We start from the raw sequence: 17,991 nt of genomic DNA on the forward strand, positions 1-17,991 counted from the left end.
GGAAAACCTTGGGGGCAAAACTTTTTAAAACGGTTAACGTGCTGATAACTTCCCTGGTACTGCTATTTATTTTAGCTGCCGTTAGTACCGTGCTGGTAAGGGGTATTCCTTACATTCCTGCCTCTCTGAAGGCGCCCGAACTGGTCTTCGCCATCAGGCTCAGCCTGATAACATCTATAGTTTCAACAACCGCCTGCCTGCTGGTAGCTATACCGGTGTCCTATACCCTGGCCCGCTACAACCTGACGGGCCGGCGTATAGCAGCCAATCTTCTCAGAATCCCTTTAACCCTGCCGCCCGTTGTTTCCGGCGTTTGCCTGCTCCTGCTTTTTGGCACTACGACCTTTGGCGAAATCCTAGCCAGGATGGGTTTACGTTTTGTGTTTACCGTACCCGGGATCATCCTGGCCCAATTTTTCGTCAATCTTCCTGCCTTGATTACCGTCCTGAAGGCTGCTATCGAGGCCGTGGATATCCGCCTGGAATATGTGGCCCGGACCCTGGGCTGTACCCCGTCCCGGGCTTTTCTAAAGGTTACTTTACCATTAATACGAAATAATATCCTCGCAGGGCTGGTTCTCACCTGGGGTAAGGCCCTGGGGGAATTTGGTGCGGTGCTTATGCTGGCCGGCGCCACCAGGTTTAAAACGGAAACCTTGCCCATATCCCTTTATTTAAATATGGCTACAGGCGACATGGAGGACCTGATGGCTTCGGCTGCCATCCTGATCCTGATCGCCGTGATTTCCCTGGCCGTTTTTGAACGGGCAGGAGTAAAGCTGTACGAGCGGGTGCCGGGCCTGTGAAAGAACGATTGCCCGTGCGCTCGCTGCGGCTATTCCGGATAACTAAAAAGATAGGCGAGTTTCAACTCCGGGATATATCTCTGGAAGTCTTTCCGGGAGAATACTTCGTTATCCTGGGGCCGACGGGTGCAGGCAAAACAGTCCTCTTAGAGGTTATTGCCGGTATGCATGCGCCAGATGCCGGTGAAATATGGCTGGGGGAAGAAAATATTACCGCCTGGCCGCCGGAAAAAAGGCGCTTCGGTTTTGTTTACCAAGATTATGCCTTATTCCCCCATTTAAACGTCAGGGAAAACATTGTCTTCGGGCTTAAAAACAAGAAATTGCCTCCTGACGAGATAAAAAGGGAATTAGAAGCCGTGGTGTCCCTGCTTGGTGTCGCCCACCTTCTCAGGCGTCTTCCATATACTTTAAGCGGCGGCGAACAGCAGCGGGTGGCCGTGGCCCGCGCTTTAATAATGAAGCCCCGGGTCCTTTTACTGGATGAACCCCTGTCGGCCCTGGACCCCTGTACAAAAGAGATGCTCCAGCAGGAGCTAAAGCGCCTGCACCAGCTTACTGGCACCCTCATTATTCATGTAACCCACGATTTTGAAGAAGCCTTATATCTGGGTGAGCGCATTGGGGTTATAATGGGGGGAAAATTGCTCCAGGTGGGCTCACCGGAGGAAATCTTTACCCGGCCGCGGACGGCAGCGGTAGCCCGCTTTGTCGGGGCGGAAAATATTTATTACAGCGATATTATCCTGCGCGGCGGCCGGAAATACGTCTCCCTGGGAGAGGCGCTGCTGCAGGTAGAGACGGATTTAACCGGCCGGGCGGGTTTTTCCGTCAGGCCGGAACAAATCCTGGTGAGCAGTTTGCCGCAGCCCGGGAACTGCCTACGGGGAAAGGTGCTCGCGGTTTACCCACGGCGCTTACTGACCAGGGTAATAATCGATGCCGGCGAAAGGCTTGTCGCGCTGGTTGTTGCCAGGGAAGATAAAGGTTGTTCCCTGGCGCCGGGCAGCACAGTTTACTGCACTATCCCGCCGGCCGCCATTAATGTTTTCCCGCATTATTGACATGTAAGTATTTGCATACTAGAATACTTATATGAGGTGATTAAACATGCGCACTACCATTGAAATCAGCAATGAAACCCGGGCTAAACTTATGGCCCTGGCGGCCAGGCGAGGATTACGGGGTTATTCAGAAATAGTAAATGAAGCCCTTGAGGAATATTTAGCAAAGGCGGAGAACCGGGAAAAAGAGATTAACGAGATTCTAAGACTTGCCGGTAGTTTAAGCGAAGAAGAAGGCCAAAAATATGCAGCCAGGGTGAAGGAGTTCTGGTCGCGGTGGGAGTCGTAACCGATACTTCGATAATTATTGGCTTTTTGAAGGGGCACCAGCCGGAAGTTGATTATGTCGAGCATGATTTAAGAAATGGTACGCTTACCATAACAGCTATAACAGTTTTTGAACTCCAGGTAGGTCTTGCTGCCAACAGTAAAAGGGAAAAGCTGTTGGCTAAATTTTTTCAGCAGGTTACCATCTTGCCCTTTGATGGCCAGGCAGCCCTGGCGGCGGCTGTAATCGAAAATAGATTGCGGTCTGGCGGGGAGGTAATTGGGGTGCCTGATACCCTCATTGCCGGCATCTGTCTGGCGCGCAACCTGCCCCTGTTTACATTAAATGTAGAACATTTCAAACGGGTACCCGGGCTAGAAGTGCTTACCCCCGCCTCCCTCTCGTCGTCGCAGGTGTAGCTCGAAAACAGAAGATCTCTGGAAGGGTCTTCTCCGGCGATTAGTCTTTAATCATTACCACCAGGGAAGGGCCGCTGGTGCTCTTAGGCTGCGGTTTTAATAAGGACAGTCAACAATAATTCCAGGGATAAAATCAAAATGCTTTTTATTCTTTGTGGCGAGAACAGCGTCCAGATGTAATGCTGTTGCCGCTATCCCATTTAAGCCATCGAACAGCCGTGCAATTTTTTCTTGCTGTTCAGCCGTAATATGCGGCGCGGCATATAATTCCATAACGGTTATGGAACTGATCCATCGTTCCATGTCCTGGCATCTGGAAAGATAATCGGTAGCAGGCCTGAAACCGCGCAGGTGATCAATGCAAATATTCGTATCAAATATTACCCTCACAGGGTTTCCTCCAATCTTTTTTGGGCAGCTAAACGGAGTTCCTCGACATACTTTGAGTCTACATGCGGCCAGATTCCTGCTGTTTCTTCAAGTATCTGCTGCCAATCTTCTTTTTTGGATTTATTAAGTGGTTCAATTACAACTTTATCGCCCACCAGGTTAACAATTAAAATATCACCTTTTTTTATACATGCTTTTTTTTCTTAATTTGGCAGGTAACACAATCTGGCCTTTGCTGGATACTTTTATCATACCCTGCAATTTTACTACACCTCCACAAAAGTAAGTCGCGTCTTACCATAATTATATCCCAAGTTATAGCTAGTCAATATTGCACATTATTTGCGCCAGATAGGAGGTGGGCCACGCCAAAAAACCCCGGGATTACCGGGCGCCTGCGAGGCAGAATACCAGCAAAAGCGAATTAAGCTATACTTAATTGTGAAAATAAGCACAAAAGCGGAGTTGATGTGGAGTGAAAGCGGGGAAAATAGGGAGGATGTAAGTTAAGTGCAATTTAACTCCTGCCAACTCTATTTGATTATTTAAGAAAGGGCTTGACAATTTATTTACCTGTGTGGTATTTTTTTATTAACCTAATGAGAATGAATGTCATTATCTTTTAATGAAAATTAAGCAACCTTGATTTGCTTAAAGAAGGAAAGGAGGCTGTTGTCATGGAGGCTTTAGAAACCATTAGCACACGGGCCTTAAGCGAATTGGAAAAGGGTGCCCGCGGCAAGGTGATTAAAATTACCGCTACCGGCGAACTCCGCCGCCGGCTCTTGGACATGGGAGTAGTTCCCGGTACTGAAGTGGCTGTCGCAGGAGCAGCTCCTCTGGGCGACCCTATAGAAGTAAAAGTTAAGGGTTACCACTTGAGCTTGCGCAAAAAAGAAGCAGCCGCTATTCTTGTAGAGCATCTTAAATAATGTTAAGAGGTGTTCGGGTATGAGCAACGGGTTATTACCCCTGGAATTTTTAAATACAGGCCGGGAGGCAGTTATTAAAGAAGTCGCTGGCGGCATAAGTTTGCGTCGCCGGCTAACAGAGCTGGGCCTGGTACGCGGGTCAACCATTAAGATTATCCGCAATGATAACTTTGGACCCATAATTGTTTCGCTAGGGAATGGTTCAGGGGGCGGCCGCCTGGCAATTGGAAGGGGTATGGCCCATAAGATTATGGTAGAAGAAGTAGGTTGAGGGCGGGGGTAATCCTTTTTGCAGGCAGGGAGTGTATGTCAGCAAGATGATGTAAGTTGATGTTAGGCATACTTAACACTTTTCGCTGGGAACTGGCATTTTAAGGAGGGGAACCCATGGAGGCAGTAGCAATGGCTAAACCTGAAAGGGGAAAGGTTATTGCCTTAGTCGGCAATCCCAATTCAGGTAAGACCAGTATTTTTAATGATCTGACTGGCGCCCGCCAGCATGTTGGCAACTGGCCAGGCGTGACGGTGGAGAAAAAAGAAGGGAAGCTTAGCTATCAAGGACAAACTTTCAATATTGTTGATTTGCCTGGGACTTATAGCCTTGGTGCTTACAGTGAGGACGAGCTTATCGCCCGCAATTTTATCTTTTTTGATCAACCTGAGGCCGTTATCAATGTCGTCGACGCTTCCAACCTGGAACGCAACTTGTACTTGACTACCCAATTGCTGGAGATGGGGGCCAATGTCGTCGTCGCCTTAAATATGTTTGATGAGGCCAGGGCACGCAAGATCGAAATCAATATCCCGCGCCTGGCGCAAGCGTTAGGGGTTCCGGTGGTGCCGACCGTAGCCACGCGTGGTGAGGGTATAAAGGAACTTGTGGCTACGGTTGCGAAGAAGATCCAGGAGAAAACATGCCAGCCGTTAAAAATAAACTATGGAACGGAAATTGAAAAAGAACTGGATAAATTAGAGCAAATTATAAAGCAGGACGCAGATCTTGTCGCCAAATACCCTGCCAGGTGGCTGGCGATAAAACTTCTGGAAGACGATGAACGCCTTCAGGCAGAGTTGCAAAAAGAAGGGGCCAAACAGGTCCTTGAACAGGTAGCCAAAAGCAAAAAGCAACTTAATGAAATTCTAGGAGAAGAAGCAGAAGCCATTATTGCCGACCGCCGCTATGGTTTTATCAACGGCCTGGTAAAAGAGGCTGTTACTAGACGGCACACACTGGAGGAAAGGCTTACTTTATCTGATAAGATTGACAGCATAGTAACTAATCGATACCTGGGGTTGCCGATTTTTCTCCTGGCTATGTGGGCTGTCTTTCAATTTACCTTTAAGCTGGGTGACCCCATGATTGGCTGGGTGGAAAGCGCCTTTGAGGGGTTAACCGGCCTTGCTACCGGCTGGCTGGAAGCCCTGGGTGCCCCGCAACTCCTGACTTCCTTCATAGCTGATGGGATAATCGGGGGGCTGGGTTCGGTACTTGTTTTTATCCCTCCCATATTCTTGCTCTTCTTAGCCATTTCTCTCTTGGAAGATAGCGGTTATATGGCTCGGGCTGCTTATATCATGGACCGCTTGATGCACGCCCTCGGCCTCCACGGGAAATCCTTTGTCCCGCTTTTAATCGGCTTTGGATGCAACGTACCGGGCATCATGGCTACCAGAACCCTGGAAAGCCGGCAGGACCGCTTAATTACTATCCTTATTAACCCCTTGATGTCCTGCACGGCCCGCTTGCCGGTTTACGTCCTTTTCACCGGTGCCTTCTTTACAGCCAACCAGGGCTGGGTAATCTTCTCCCTGTACCTTTTAGGTATTGTGCTGGCCATTATCATGGGAAAAATCTTTAAGACCTTTCTTTTTAAAGGAGAAACAGCTCCCTTTGTCATGGAACTGCCGCCTTACCGGGTACCGACCCTTAAAGGCACCATGATCCATATGTGGGAACGGGGGAGCTCTTTTGTCCGCAAGGCCGGCACCGTTATTGTCGGTGTCGTGGTGCTAATCTGGGTGCTTTCCAACTTACCCCTGGGCGTGGCATACGCCAGCCAGGAGAGCCTGATCGGGAGACTGGGAACTATACTGGCGCCGGTCTTTAAACCGGCCGGTTTTGGCACCTGGGAAGCGGCGGTAGCCCTGGTATTTGGTATTTTGGCTAAAGAAGTGGTCGTCGGCACTCTGGGGGTGCTTTACGGCGTACAAGAAGACGGGTTGACAGCGACTATTGCTCACTCCTGGACGCCACTTTCAGCGTACGCTTTTATGGTTATGACCCTGATTTACATTCCCTGTGTGGCAACTATCGCGGCCATACGCCGGGAAACTAATTCCTGGGGCTGGACTGCCTTTGCCATCGGCTACAGCCTGGTACTGGGCTGGGTGATGGCGGTGCTGGTCTTCCAGGTAGGCAGGCTCCTCGGGCTTGGTTAAAAAAGACACCCGGAATGTTTAAGCGTGCGGCTAAAGGAGACGGAAAGCGATGGAGATAGCTATTTTAGCCGGAGCAGGTATTATAGCAGGTGCCATCCTGGCGCGTCATCTGTTGGAAACTGCCAGAGGGGAAGGCTGCCCAGGTTGTGATCAAGTTTGTAACGGTGGTCAAGGAGCCAGATCGGGAAGACAATATAAGCCGTAGCCTTTACAGTCTGAAGGGGACCTCAGCAGGGAAGCCTGAACTGCCAGCCTTCTCTGCTGAGGAAATTAACCCCCTTATTTTAACAGGAACAAATGAGAAAAATTATCAATTAGACAAAGGGGGACATGGCTTTGTCTATTTTAATCGTTGGCGGTGACCGTTTGGGGAAAATCCCTGATAACCTTAAAAGCCTGGGTTTCACTGAAATCGAACACTTAAGCGGGCGTAAAATTGGCCATATAGCTGTAGATTTGCCCCACGAGATTGATGTCGTGCTTGTGTTTACTGACTTTGTCAGCCATGGACTGGCCGCAAAGATCAAAAAGGATGCCCGGAAAAAGGGGGTTAGAACTATTTTTGCCCGGCGCTCTTGGGCCTATATAGCTAAAGCCTGGAAGGGCTTTATAAACGGCTAAAATAGCGGCGACGGGGAAGGGGAACCGGGATGCTTTCTTGGATATGGGGGCATACCCTGCATGGGGTCTACCATGACATTATTGAATGTTTGACGGCTGCCCTGGAAGCCAGGGATCCTTATAGTGAAGACCATTCGCAACGCGTGGCTGATATGGCCTTTGACCTGGCCAGGAGAGTTGGGATTAAGGGCGCAGAACTCGAGAATATACATATGGCTGCCCATTTGCATGATATCGGGAAAATTGGCGTCCCGGACCAGATTTTGCGCAAACCGGGCCGCCTTTTACCTCACGAATGGGCAGTGATCAAGCGCCATCCCGAGATAGGCTATAAAATCTTGACCAAATCGCGGCGATTGAGCTCGATAGCTCGATTGGTCCTGTACCATCACGAACGCTGGGACGGTAAGGGTTATCCGGCTGGTTTAAAAGGCGAGGCCATTCCCTTAGGGTCACGGATTATTGCCTTATGCGATGCCATTGATGCCATGACCTCAGAAAGGCCTTACCGCCCAGCCCTTACCTGGCACCACTGCTGGGAAGAAGTTGTTGCCAACAAAGCCATCCAGTTTGATGCGGTGCTGGTGGAAGCGGCGGAGGCATTGTGGCCCATGTGGGAGGAAAAGTGGTCCTTGAAAAAGGTTGCAGGGTAGATATAGATATAAATTTAAAACCGATTATACTAACGGAAATTTTTTCTCTAACTATTATTGACATATGACCTAATAAATACTATACTATTTACAAAACTAAGTTCTAGTATTAACAAAAAACATGGAAAGGGGCGGCTGGTTTGAAGGGTACGGATGTACTAGTTATCGGCGGGAGTGCGGCGGGCCTTACGGCAGCTATTACTGCCAAAAGGTATTTTAAGGACAAAAAGGTAACCGTGGTACGGAAAGAAGAAAAGGTTTTGGTTCCCTGCGGTATTCCTTACATTTTTGGTACTGTGGGGAGCCCCGACAAGAACCTCATCCCGGACGCCACGCTGGTTAATAACGGCATAGAACTGGTGATCGATGAAGTTATAGGGATTGACCGCCAAAGCAAGGCTGTTTCTACGGTGAAATCTGGTAGCATCACCTATGACAAACTCGTCCTGGCTACCGGATCGTCTCCTGTTGTTCCACCGGTAAAAGGGGCTGACCTCGAAGGCGTTTTCGTCGTCAAAAAAGACGTAGCCTATCTTGAGAATCTCAAAAGTGCCCTGGATAAAGCGAGAAACCTGGTTATCGTCGGTGGCGGGTTCATAGGGGTTGAGTTTGCCGATGAATGCCGGAAAGGGCGAGAACTGAATGTTACCATTGTCGAACTTTTACCCCATTGCTTGGCCCTGGCATTTGATGATGAGGTCTGCACCCTGGCAGAGGATAAACTACGCTCTCAAGGGATAAACATTATCACCGGGACAAAAGTAGAAGAATTTCTGGGTAACGGTAAAGTAGAACAGGTGAGACTTTCCAATGGCGAAACCCTGCCTGCCGACGTAGTGATCTTCGGCATCGGCGTGGCGCCCAATATTGAACTGGCCCAAATGGCGGGACTGAAAGTTGACAATCGTTTCGGCATTTGGGTTGATGATTATATGCGTACCAGTGACCCTAGTATTTTCGCCATTGGCGATTGCGCCGAAAAAAGCTCGTTTTTCGGGCACGGGCCGTCCCTCATTAAACTGGCTTCCGTAGCCACCCATGAAGCCCGGGTGGCGGGGGCCAACCTGTTCGGCCTCAGGCGGGCCAGGGGGGCGGCAGTAGGAGTGTTTTCGACAATTGTCGGCGACCTGGCCCTGGGGTCGGTAGGCCTGACGGAAAGGGCGGCCCGGGAAGCGGGTATTGAGGTCGTAACTGGTACCGCCAAGGCGCCTGACAGGCATCCGGGGAGTATGCCGGGGACCAGAGAGCTGGGCGTAAAGTTGATCTTTACTAAAGATACGGGTGTAATTGTAGGCGGGCAGGCTTACGGCGGTACTGCGGTGGGCGAGCTGACCAACCTGCTGGCGGCTGCCGTGCAGCATAAGATGCGGGCCGACGAGCTGGAAACCATGCAGGTAGGGACCCACCCGGCCCTTACCGCCTCGCCTGTCGCTTATCAAGTAACAAATGCGGCCGAGGACGCCGTGCTAAAGTTAAGGAGCTAATTCCAGCCTATCAAACTTTCCTTCAGGGAGCACAATTTTTCAGGGATACAATTTTTTCTAGTAGCCCCCCCTCTTTTTGGCAGGGGGGCTTTTTTGCAATACAATATTGACGTATGTTCTTTATAGATTTATATTGGAAGCAGGTAGGGATGATATAGCAAAGTTATATGCCATCCTGAATTTAGAATGTGATCCGGGAAGGAAGTGGGAAGTTGTATAAATGGAAAGTTAATTATTTTGTCGATTTAGCCCTTTTCCTGAGTGCCCTGGGCGTAGCCCTTTCTGGTTTTATCCCGTGGCTAATTCTTCCGGTAGGGAGATACGGCCAGCAAGCTTTTGCTCCCACTTTTATTTTTAGCCGCCAGGAATGGGGAGCAATACACCGCTGGCTGGCGATAGTGACGGTGGTCCTGGTTTTAGTTCATTTTTACTTGCACTGGGAATGGATTGCAGGTATGACCAGGCGTGTTTTCGGCGGCAGGGATAGGTTGCGCTAATGCTAAAAAGGGGGAGAGGGAAAATGAGTTATGTTTTTGGCCCTGTCCCGTCACGGCGGCTGGGGTGGTCCCTGGGTATCGACCTTGTTCCCTTTAAAACTTGCAGCTATGATTGCATTTACTGCCAGTTGGGCCGAACCATATTACATACCGTCCAGCGCAAGGAATATGTACCGGTAGCAGCTGTGCTACAGGAAATAGAGACAAAACTTAAAGGAAATCACCGACCGGACTATGTAACAGTTTCTGGCTCCGGTGAGCCCACCCTTAATGCAGGGGTCGGCCGGGTAATCCGGGGTTTAAAAAAATTAACGTCCATACCGGTGGCCGTGTTGACCAATGGATCACTACTGCACGATCAGGATATACGGGAAGAGTTAGCGACGGCAGATGTGGTGATACCTTCCCTCGATGCGGCTACAGTTCCGGCCTTTAAGCGAGTCAACCGACCCTGCGGCCAGATTAGTTTAGAGCAGGTTATCAAAGGGTTGCAAGATTTCGCACACATGTTCAGGGGCCGCCTTTGGATAGAAGTGATGCTGGTCCGCGGGCTCAATGATGGGGAAGAAGAGATTGCTGCCCTCGCTGCCGTTTTAAAAGATCTGCCGGCAGAGAAGATCCAGCTTAATACCGTTAGTCGCCCCCCGGTAGAGGCATTTGCCAGGCCCCTGGAACGGGAGCAAATGGAAAGAATAGCTGCCCGGCTGGGTAATAGGACAGAGATTATTGGCCATTTTGCCGGTAAGGTGTATGGGTACGGGAGCCAGCAGGATATCGAAAGGGAGATTGTGACCCTTCTGGGGCGGCGGCCCTGTACCTTGACGGAAATTGCTTTTTTAACCGGCTTACATCAGGCTGAGGTTACAAAATATATGGGACGGTTGGTAGAAGCTGGCCTTATCCAAGCGGTTTACAAGGAAGAAGTTTATTATAGAGTTCGACAGTAAAGACGGCAACTGTTAGAACGTGTTTATGAGATGATGCGCCGCCGTTACTGTCCTTACTTACCGGCTATACCGGGAAGGTACAACCAATCAGGAAAAGAGGGCAAAAAATCACTGCTCCAGTTACTTCTTTAGCGCATTTATCTTTTCCAGGGAAAGCCCTGTAGCCTTAACTATGGTTTCGACGTCACGTTAAGCAAAAGCAGGTTCCGGGCTACTTCCTGTTTACCTTCCAGTTCACCTTCTTTTAAGCCTTTTCCGGCACAAGAACACCTTCTTTCAGATGTATTTATATCATATTTTTGAAGCTGACTATAGTTTTAAGTAAGCCGTGACGTCCTGGTTTTGCCGGGAAGAAATAAGTTAAACCCTTGGGCAGTAGAAGCTGCAGGCCTGCTTATCCGGCCGACCTTCTTCACAGCTTTGGCCAGGGCTTCTTTACTAGCCAGCTAAAGTCCAGGGACTAGTCACCACCCGCATCCAGTGGAACTGAGAACAAAGAGGCGTGCTGGTTCCCGTCCGCCTGTCTATACGCCAGAAGTGGTAGTGGAGGGGGACGTAGAAGCGCTGTTGCAGGCGTTCAGAAGGAAATGGGACGCTGCTGGAAAAACTGAGGAGGCGAGGTAAGTCATGTGGCGAAATACCAGGTTTCTGACTACGACCGCCCTGCTTTTGGCGCTGACGGTCGTAGTTCAGATGGTCGGGCTGCCGCAGCCGGTGACAGGCCCGCTGGTAAACGCGATGCTGTTTTTAGCGACTTTTACTGTAGGTATGGGGGGCGGGGTCGTCATAGGCGCCCTGACGCCATGGATCGCCCTCATGCGGGGCATCGTGCCCCCGCTCGCCCAACCCATAACACCGTTCATAATGGCGGCCAACGCTACGTTGGTGATAGTCTTCGGCCTGCTGGCAAGGTTTAACCCCTGGGTCGGCGTCATTGCTGCCGCGGTATGCAAGTATGGGGTCTTTGTGTTAGCGCTGAAATTCATTCTGGTCTTGCCCCCCAAGCTGGCGCAGGCCTTCCAGATCCCCCAGTTGCTTACGGCCCTGGCAGGAGGGGTTATAGCGGTTATCATGTATAAAGCCCTACCCGAGCAGTATAAGAGGTCGCTATAGAATGTTGCCGTTCTTGTAGCAATCTAGGAAAAATTTTGCTGTGGGACGCAAATGTTCGGGAAAGGTCTCTTTAAGGCACCGGTACCAATTATCCGTGGGAGAACTAAAACGATAAACCTCAGGGAGTTGGGTGCAATGGCTGGACTTTATCGCGGTGGCCAGCATATTTGACATATGTTAATCTTAAAAACAATCCTTACATCGCCGTATGTACCCCGCCTTATGGTTTCTGCCTGGTAACTTTTGATGGTCTCAGGCAAAGTCACTTCTTTAAACCAGAGCAATAGATTGTAGGCAATGGCCTTGACCAGCATATAGGCTTCGTTACGTAAGAAGGTATGCTGGCTGGCTTCTTCGACCGCAAAACCGTCTTTTAGTTCATCAATCCATAGTTCACAGGTTCCTCGCTGGTTGTAGAAGCGCCACACTTCTTCGGCCGGCATATCTTCGGCCGGGATGTTAGTAACAATGGCCTGGTACTTGTAAAAATCGGGATGCTGGATATAGAGTTGCCCGGTTACCGCCTCTAAATCCTGGCGGATGAAAACAAAACGCCTGGCTTTAGCCCAATTGGGTAAGGGAATGGTTAATTCGGCAACGCTGTAGACTTCATCTATTCTTTGCCACAGGTTTTCACGGTTAAGGTAAGCAATGACTTTTTGCAGTCCCCCACGCAAAGGGACCTTGCAGACATACAAATAGGTTCGTTCCTCGAAGTAATCGAAGTTTTTTTCGTCAAAGAAGCCTTTATCCAGGCGTACCCCCTTTAAAACGTAATTCCTTGGCAATCTCTGCTCCGTATCCTGAAAGAAGTTTAGAAAACCACCGTTGCTATGGATTTTACCGTTATATGCCTTGAGATTAAGCATTTCAGCGGTCTCGGCTATAAAGGCGACTTTAGCCTTCAGGGAAGGGCGGCCATGATAGCGGGGATTGTAGCCTATCGCACCGCCTTCTTGGGAACCATGCAAGGTGATAACTGTGTCGTCAATATCTAACCATATCTCCCTAGGTGGTGTTGTTTTAGAGCGCATTTCCCGTATTTGCTGGTCGATAGAGCGTAGCTCTGCCAAGGAGTTTTCCTGCATGGCAGCCAGAAGACGCCTAAAACCCGTTTCCTCAGGGAAATCGTCGGCTGAAATTTACTGTTAGGCGCTTTGCGCATCGTTAAGGTGTTGCGGATTATCTTCTTAAAACCTATAGCCTGCTTAAAGGGTTCAATCAGACCAAAATTAGCAAATCTGGTGACTGTATGGTTATCAAAGGTTGTTGGCAGGTTATAACGGCTAATTTTCTTCTGTAATTGGCGTTTCTCAAGCTCAATCTTTCTTCTTTCACTTCTCAATAAAGGAGGTGCTTGATGGTGACCGCTTTTTTGTTGTACCATCATCTTGAAGACATCCTTTCTCTTGGATTCTCTTGTCAAGTATCCAATTAGATTCGGAAAGGGTGTCTTCCTTCTTTTTTTGTAAAAAAATTTTCGGCTTTCTTTTTGAGCAAAGTAACTTATATCAAGGGTTTAAAGCTTGGATGCCGGTGTTACTTGCCGGTTATAGGTTTATATGTGTCCCTTAAATATATTTTTATTTACTTTGGTATTCATATATAAACGGCCCTTTAAAATCTACGAACCTGAGAACCCTGCTAATTTTCCAATTTGTAAAGGTGAGGCATAGAATATGTCGACAGGCAAAGTTATCGGTGTTAATCTTAGTGCGCGGAGAGGAATAAAGAAAATTAACGTTGGTTCAGGGTACTTGCTTGCTGATTACGGTTTGCAAGGGGACGCCCATGCGGGAACAAGCCGGCAGGTGAGCGTTTTTATGGCTGAAAGGGCTGAAGAACTGGCCGGGGCCTTAGGCCTTCCCTTTCAACCGGGTGATTTTGCCGAAAACATTACCGTTCAAGGCATTAATTTGGAAGGGATTAATGTTGGGTTCAGGATTTTGGTAGGAGAAGCAATTGTTGAAGTCACACAAATTGGGAAAAAGGACGATGAATCGTCATCTTTCTCGTTTCTAGAGCCGGCTCCTTTAAAGACCGAAGGTATCTATTGCCGGGTGGTAAAAAGCGGCTGGGTAAAAACAGGTGACTGGGTGACCATAATTACGTAAACTTAAAACGAAAGGAGAATAAATATGCCAGGCGGTTGGAATGCAGGAATGGGGAGCGGATGGGGAAGGGGTACAGGTGGCGGCAGAGGGAGAAGAATGGGAGGAGGCAGGGGTAGTGGCCAAGGCATCTCACCGACAGGCGGGAAGGGCCAAAGCTCTTGGGCCGGAAATTGTGTTTGTCCTCAGTGTGGCATGCAGGTGCCGCACCAATTGGGGAAGCCCTGTACTGACACAATCTGCCCCCAATGTGGGGCAAGAATGATTAGGGGGGATAATTTAGATTAACCCGCGGAGATTAGGCAGATGCACTTAATAAAGATTAAGAAGCTAGCAGCTAATTACCAGCCTATCAGGTTTTCCTTCAAGGAGTATAATTTTCCCGGTAGCCCCCCTTTTTTTGGCAGGGGGGCTTTTTTGCAACATAATATTGACATATGTTCTTAATAGATTTATACTAGAAGCAGGCTGGAGGTGAATAGTAAATGCCAGAATTTGAATTTAAATGCAGCGATTGCGGGGCAATAAGTACTTTTAACAAACGGGAGGATGCTGATAGCTGCCCTAACTGTGGCAGCACGAGATTAGTAAGGATATTCTCGGCGCCGCATATAGTAAAAGGCCGCCCGGGGGCTGGCGGGAAAACGCTGTGCTGCGGGAGGGATTCCCGGCCGGATAGCTGCCCGCCTGGCGGTTGCTGCCACGCTTAAAAACCTTATGTTTGTACCCCGGGGAGGAAATGGCTACTGCCCTTCCGGGGTAAAAGTTTAATGGGGAAAATACCTTCGGGAGGGTAAATAAGGATGGCTGGAACCGTTGAAATCATCAACCTAGTAGACAATACGGTCACCACCAGGGGCTTGATAGCCGAACATGGCCTGGCTTTCCTGGTACGAACCGGGGAAAGGACCATCCTTTTCGATACCGGGGCCGGGGGCGCCGTTGTCCAGAACATGTTGAGCCTGGGCCTCGATCCCCGGGAAATTACAGCTATTGCCTTAAGCCACGGCCATGACGACCATACCGGTGGCCTGAAAAAGATCTGTGAGATTACCGGACCCCTTCCTGTATACGCCCACCCCGATGTATTCACGGCAAAATACCGCCTCCGGGAAGGGGAGAAAGCCAGGTATATCGGCATCCCCTGGTCACGGGCAGAATTAGAAACAAGCGGGGCGATTTTCCACCTCTCCCGGCAGCCGGTCGAGCTGGCCGGAGGAGTTATTTTGACCGGCGAAATCCGGCGACGGCAGGCTTTTGAAGCCATCAGCAAAGAATTTCGCCTCCTTGCTGGTGGTGAATACCTCCAGGACAGCCTCTGGGACGACCAGTCTTTAATCATCACTACCAGGGAAGGGCCGCTGGTGCTCCTGGGCTGCGCCCACTCCGGCTTGATCAGCACCCTGGAGCACATCCTGGACCTTACCGGTGCCAGCCGCATCTTCGCCGTCATCGGCGGTACCCACTTGAAGGACGCCGGCCCGGAACGGCTGGAGGAGACAATCAAGTCCTTGCCGCGTTTTGGTCTCCAGTACTTAGTAGCCTGCCACTGCACTGGATTTCGGGCCAGCGCCAGCCTCTACCAGGCCCTGGGAGATAAATTTATTTACAATGAAGCAGGACGTGCCTTCAGGTTCGCTTGTTAACTGCATACAGGACATGCGAGGCTCATATTACAAGAAAGAAGCAATATGATAACCGATGAAATGGCCAGACCTCAGCAATTTGCTGCAGAGATTTTTTTCATCAAGGCGGAAAATACCGGTCCTCCAGCTGGAGGTCACCAGCCGCTGCCAGCTGAAATGTTCTTTTTGTCCCCACACTCTTTTGCAAGACGGCTGGTATGATACTGACATCCGGTGGGATGTTTTTGAACGCTATATTGTACCATACTTGCGCCAGGTGGGGCTAATCTACTTCCAAGGCTGGGGCGAACCCCTGCTGCACCCGCGGCTTTTTGACATGATGCGGCTGGCCAAGGAACAAGGTTGCCGGGTAGGCTTTACTACCAATGGCGTCCTCTTAGGGCCTGCTGTCCTGGAGCGGCTGGTAGAAATGCAAAGTGACATTCTGGGCCTTTCCGTAGCCGGGGGCAACCAGGTTACCCATGCCATGTTACGTTCCGGCTCCAGTCTCAAGCGATTGCTTACTAATATTAGCCGCCTGGCGGATATCAAACAAAAGCGAGGTAGCCCTTTACCCAAAATTATCTGTTCTTACCTGATGACCAGGAAAAATTTACTTGAACTCCCGGCTTTCATAGAACTTGCAGCCAGCGCCGGGGCCGATGAAGTGGTAGCCACCAACCTGGATTTCACCCTTTCCCCGGAGATGGAGAATTTAAGGGCCTTTGCCTGCCCGGGAGAAGTAATTCATGAAGACTACCTTTTTGCCGTCCAGGCTGCCGAAGAACAGGCCGGGCGTCTGGGTCTTCCTTTAAGAGTTTATCCCCTGCAGTTTAATCTTGACGTCATGGTCTGCGATGCCTGGCCCTTAAACCAAATTTTTATCAATAGCCGCGGTGAGGTGGCCCCCTGCGTCTATTTGGGACTGCCCTATAAAGGTGTGGTACCCCGTTACTTTTGCCGGCAGGAAGCGCCCTTTACACCTCTTAATTATGGCAAAATTACTGAAGGCTTGACCAGGGTGATTAAAAATAAAGCCGCCCGGGAATTTAAACAGCCCTTCCGTTACCGCCTGGAACTGACTAACCCTTTTCTCCTGGATAACCCGGAAGTACCAGCGCCTCCCCTTCCGTGTAGTAACTGCTACAAGCTCTTTGGCTTATAGGGCTATATTTAAGGAGGCAAATGGATGAGCCTTATTGATGCTATTATTGCTAGCCTATCCGGCGATGAGGTTGTAAAGGAAGTACGAATTGGTCCTTTCTGGACGGGGGTGTGGAGCCGTTACTGCGGCCTGGCCTCGACAACCTTTACTCACGAACATGAAAACCGTTTTCCTGTAAACGAAGCAGGCTTTTTGACAGGTAAAAGCGCCCGCGAGCTTTGCCGCTATGCTACCTCGGCAAGCCTCCTGGAAGCCACCATCGGGCTAGCCAGTATTAATTCCCTTATAGAAGTGGACATGGAACGGTGCCAGGACCTCAACGCCGGCGATCTCTTGGTAGAAAAGGGCGCGGGCAGAAGGGTTGCTGTGGTAGGCCATTTCCCATTCACGCCCCGCCTGCGGCGGGCGGCCGCAGAGCTATGGGTCCTCGAGAGAAGGCCGCAGAGCGGCGATTTGCCAGCCGGCGAAGCCGAGAATATCCTTCCACTGGCCGACGTGGTAGCCATAACCGGCACGGCCCTTATTAACGGTACTATGGAAAGCCTCTTGAAACTTTGCCGGAAAGACAGCCTGGTAATGGTGCTTGGCCCGACGACGCCCCTTACACCCCTGTGGTTTGATTACGGCGTGGACCTGATTTCCGGGACGCGGGTAGTGGAGCCTGAAATGGTGCTCAGGTTTGTTTCTGAGGGGGTGGTATTCCAGCAATTACACGGGCGCGGCGTAAGGTTGCTTACCATGGCGAAAAAGGGATTGAAATAACGGTGCTATCTGGGCAGCATTGTTGCTTTTGTAGTTCAGGTAGTTGTGATAAGTTGTTAGGGTTTACAACCATGCCTGTAGTGGGTTCAGGAAGGGAGAGCTTAGAGTTGAACAAATGGAAGGTTAATTATTTTATCGATTTAGCCCTTTTTTTGAGTGCCCTGGGCTACAGTGCCGGCGTTTGAACGGGTCAACCGGCCCTGCGGTCAGCTTAGTTTAGAACAGGTTATCGCAGGGTTAAAAGATTTCGCAGACATGTTTCGGGGCCGCCTCTGGATAGAAGTGATGCTGGTACGCGGGCTCAATGATGGGGAAGAAGAGATTACTGCCCTTACTGCCGTTTTAAAAGATTTGCCGGTAGAAAAGATCCAGCTTAATACCGTTACTCGCCCCCCAGCGGAGGTTTTTGCCAGACCCCTGGAACGGGAGCACGGCTTACATCAGGCTGAGGTTACAAAATATATTGCTACGGCTGGTGTACAGGCAAGGAGCTGCCCATTGCCGGCAAAAATCTATCCCGGAGGGCACTCTGGTGAATGCGGAAGTTCAGAAATTGATCGATATAGTAAGGAGGCTTATTAAATAATGCGCTGTGCTCAATGTGGAGTTTATGCCTGTAGGACGGGGAAACTGGAGCGATTACCGGCTAATTGTCCCATGCAGGAGAACGAAGCCATTTACCAGGAAGCCAGGGC

Annotated in this window: 24 protein-coding genes; 20 read left to right on the plus strand and 4 right to left on the minus strand. The window is 50.0% G+C overall.

The window, feature by feature from the left end; translation table 11 throughout:
* Positions 1-8 precede the first annotated feature (8 nt).
* Genes MOMUL_RS13905 through MOMUL_RS13920 form a run of 4 tightly spaced genes read left to right on the plus strand, consistent with a single transcriptional unit; the run spans position 9 to position 2,557 of the window.
* Positions 9-806: an ABC transporter permease gene (locus MOMUL_RS13905; protein WP_062285794.1), complete on the plus strand. Its 798-nt coding sequence runs from the start codon at positions 9-11 to the stop codon at positions 804-806.
* The gene (locus tag MOMUL_RS13910; protein WP_062285795.1) at positions 803-1,870 is read left to right on the plus strand and encodes an ABC transporter ATP-binding protein; all 1,068 of its coding nucleotides are present in this window, start codon (positions 803-805) and stop codon (positions 1,868-1,870) included. Before MOMUL_RS13905 ends, MOMUL_RS13910 begins: the two co-directional genes overlap by 4 nt.
* Positions 1,871-1,916: 46 nt before the next feature.
* A complete protein-coding gene (locus MOMUL_RS16955) occupies positions 1,917-2,159 on the plus strand; it encodes a ribbon-helix-helix protein, CopG family (RefSeq protein ID WP_062285797.1) in 243 nt (80 codons plus the stop codon).
* Positions 2,147-2,557, plus strand: a complete 411-nt coding sequence (locus MOMUL_RS13920; protein ID WP_062285799.1) for a type II toxin-antitoxin system VapC family toxin — start codon at positions 2,147-2,149, stop codon at positions 2,555-2,557. The genes MOMUL_RS16955 and MOMUL_RS13920 overlap by 13 nt, the downstream gene beginning before the upstream one ends.
* 96 nt (positions 2,558-2,653) lie before the next feature.
* On the opposite strand, the gene MOMUL_RS17105 is transcribed toward MOMUL_RS13920, so the two are convergent.
* Both MOMUL_RS17105 and MOMUL_RS16745 read right to left on the minus strand, forming a co-directional pair.
* Positions 2,654-2,830 carry a PIN domain-containing protein gene (locus MOMUL_RS17105; RefSeq protein ID WP_201786529.1) on the minus strand — a complete coding sequence of 59 codons (177 nt, stop codon included), beginning with the start codon at positions 2,828-2,830 and terminating at the stop codon, positions 2,654-2,656.
* Between the two features lie 113 nt (positions 2,831-2,943).
* Positions 2,944-3,102: a hypothetical protein gene (locus MOMUL_RS16745; protein ID WP_161485027.1), complete on the minus strand. Its 159-nt coding sequence runs from the start codon at positions 3,100-3,102 to the stop codon at positions 2,944-2,946.
* 522 nt (positions 3,103-3,624) lie between these two features.
* On the opposite strand from MOMUL_RS16745, the gene MOMUL_RS13930 reads away from it, so the two are divergent.
* From MOMUL_RS13930 to MOMUL_RS13970, 10 genes are all read left to right on the plus strand, one after another.
* Positions 3,625-3,879 carry a FeoA family protein gene (locus tag MOMUL_RS13930; protein ID WP_062285804.1) on the plus strand — a complete coding sequence of 85 codons (255 nt, stop codon included), beginning with the start codon at positions 3,625-3,627 and terminating at the stop codon, positions 3,877-3,879.
* A 19-nt stretch (positions 3,880-3,898) separates the two neighbouring features.
* A complete protein-coding gene (locus tag MOMUL_RS13935) occupies positions 3,899-4,150 on the plus strand; it encodes a FeoA family protein (RefSeq protein WP_062285806.1) in 252 nt (83 codons plus the stop codon).
* Positions 4,151-4,266: 116 nt separating this feature from the next.
* Positions 4,267-6,318, plus strand: coding sequence for a ferrous iron transport protein B (gene feoB, locus MOMUL_RS13940; protein WP_062285809.1), 2,052 nt, complete (start codon positions 4,267-4,269; stop codon positions 6,316-6,318).
* 146 nt (positions 6,319-6,464) lie between these two features.
* On the plus strand, positions 6,465-6,680 hold the full coding sequence (locus tag MOMUL_RS16370) for a hypothetical protein (RefSeq protein ID WP_153018422.1): 216 nt from the start codon (positions 6,465-6,467) through the stop codon (positions 6,678-6,680).
* Entirely contained in the window at positions 6,655-6,939 is a 285-nt protein-coding gene (locus tag MOMUL_RS13945; RefSeq protein WP_062285811.1) for a DUF2325 domain-containing protein, read from the plus strand. Before MOMUL_RS16370 ends, MOMUL_RS13945 begins: the two co-directional genes overlap by 26 nt.
* Positions 6,940-6,968: 29 nt before the next feature.
* The gene (locus tag MOMUL_RS13950) at positions 6,969-7,592 is read left to right on the plus strand and encodes an HD-GYP domain-containing protein (RefSeq protein ID WP_062285812.1); all 624 of its coding nucleotides are present in this window, start codon (positions 6,969-6,971) and stop codon (positions 7,590-7,592) included.
* 140 nt (positions 7,593-7,732) lie between these two features.
* Positions 7,733-9,076 carry an NAD(P)/FAD-dependent oxidoreductase gene (locus MOMUL_RS13955; protein ID WP_062285815.1) on the plus strand — a complete coding sequence of 448 codons (1,344 nt, stop codon included), beginning with the start codon at positions 7,733-7,735 and terminating at the stop codon, positions 9,074-9,076.
* A gap of 212 nt (positions 9,077-9,288) precedes the next feature.
* Positions 9,289-9,573 carry a DUF4405 domain-containing protein gene (locus MOMUL_RS13960; RefSeq protein ID WP_062285817.1) on the plus strand — a complete coding sequence of 95 codons (285 nt, stop codon included), beginning with the start codon at positions 9,289-9,291 and terminating at the stop codon, positions 9,571-9,573.
* 23 nt (positions 9,574-9,596) lie between these two features.
* Entirely contained in the window at positions 9,597-10,520 is a 924-nt protein-coding gene (locus MOMUL_RS13965) for a radical SAM protein (protein ID WP_062285819.1), read from the plus strand.
* Between the two features lie 627 nt (positions 10,521-11,147).
* Complete coding sequence (locus MOMUL_RS13970) at positions 11,148-11,633, plus strand: ECF transporter S component (RefSeq protein WP_062285821.1); 486 nt, start codon at positions 11,148-11,150, stop codon at positions 11,631-11,633.
* Positions 11,634-11,779: 146 nt separating this feature from the next.
* Here the strand turns inward: MOMUL_RS13970 and MOMUL_RS13975 are convergent, their stop codons facing one another.
* Both MOMUL_RS13975 and MOMUL_RS16750 read right to left on the minus strand, forming a co-directional pair.
* Positions 11,780-12,706 (minus strand): IS1380 family transposase, encoded by a 927-nt coding sequence (locus MOMUL_RS13975; RefSeq protein ID WP_236713125.1) that lies wholly within the window; start codon positions 12,704-12,706, stop codon positions 11,780-11,782.
* The gene (locus tag MOMUL_RS16750; protein ID WP_161485028.1) at positions 12,628-13,023 is read right to left on the minus strand and encodes a hypothetical protein; all 396 of its coding nucleotides are present in this window, start codon (positions 13,021-13,023) and stop codon (positions 12,628-12,630) included. The genes MOMUL_RS13975 and MOMUL_RS16750 overlap by 79 nt, the downstream gene beginning before the upstream one ends.
* A 289-nt stretch (positions 13,024-13,312) precedes the next feature.
* On the opposite strand from MOMUL_RS16750, the gene MOMUL_RS13985 reads away from it, so the two are divergent.
* The 6 genes from MOMUL_RS13985 to MOMUL_RS14010 all read left to right on the plus strand — a co-directional run bounded on the left by MOMUL_RS13985 (position 13,313) and on the right by MOMUL_RS14010 (position 17,878).
* Positions 13,313-13,747, plus strand: coding sequence for an MOSC domain-containing protein (locus MOMUL_RS13985; protein ID WP_064774447.1), 435 nt, complete (start codon positions 13,313-13,315; stop codon positions 13,745-13,747).
* A gap of 482 nt (positions 13,748-14,229) precedes the next feature.
* Positions 14,230-14,454: an FmdB family zinc ribbon protein gene (locus tag MOMUL_RS17935; protein ID WP_084785677.1), complete on the plus strand. Its 225-nt coding sequence runs from the start codon at positions 14,230-14,232 to the stop codon at positions 14,452-14,454.
* 93 nt (positions 14,455-14,547) lie between these two features.
* Entirely contained in the window at positions 14,548-15,390 is an 843-nt protein-coding gene (locus MOMUL_RS13995; protein WP_062285830.1) for an MBL fold metallo-hydrolase, read from the plus strand.
* Between the two features lie 55 nt (positions 15,391-15,445).
* The gene (locus tag MOMUL_RS14000) at positions 15,446-16,534 is read left to right on the plus strand and encodes a radical SAM/SPASM domain-containing protein (protein WP_062285832.1); all 1,089 of its coding nucleotides are present in this window, start codon (positions 15,446-15,448) and stop codon (positions 16,532-16,534) included.
* A 24-nt stretch (positions 16,535-16,558) separates the two neighbouring features.
* Positions 16,559-17,296, plus strand: a complete 738-nt coding sequence (locus tag MOMUL_RS14005) for a DUF364 domain-containing protein (RefSeq protein ID WP_062285834.1) — start codon at positions 16,559-16,561, stop codon at positions 17,294-17,296.
* Between the two features lie 156 nt (positions 17,297-17,452).
* Positions 17,453-17,878, plus strand: coding sequence for a radical SAM protein (locus MOMUL_RS14010; protein ID WP_062285837.1), 426 nt, complete (start codon positions 17,453-17,455; stop codon positions 17,876-17,878).
* Positions 17,879-17,991 lie beyond the last annotated feature (113 nt).

It is taken from the genome of Moorella mulderi DSM 14980, assembly GCF_001594015.1.
GTDB lineage: Bacteria > Bacillota > DSM-521 > Neomoorellales > Neomoorellaceae > Neomoorella > Neomoorella mulderi.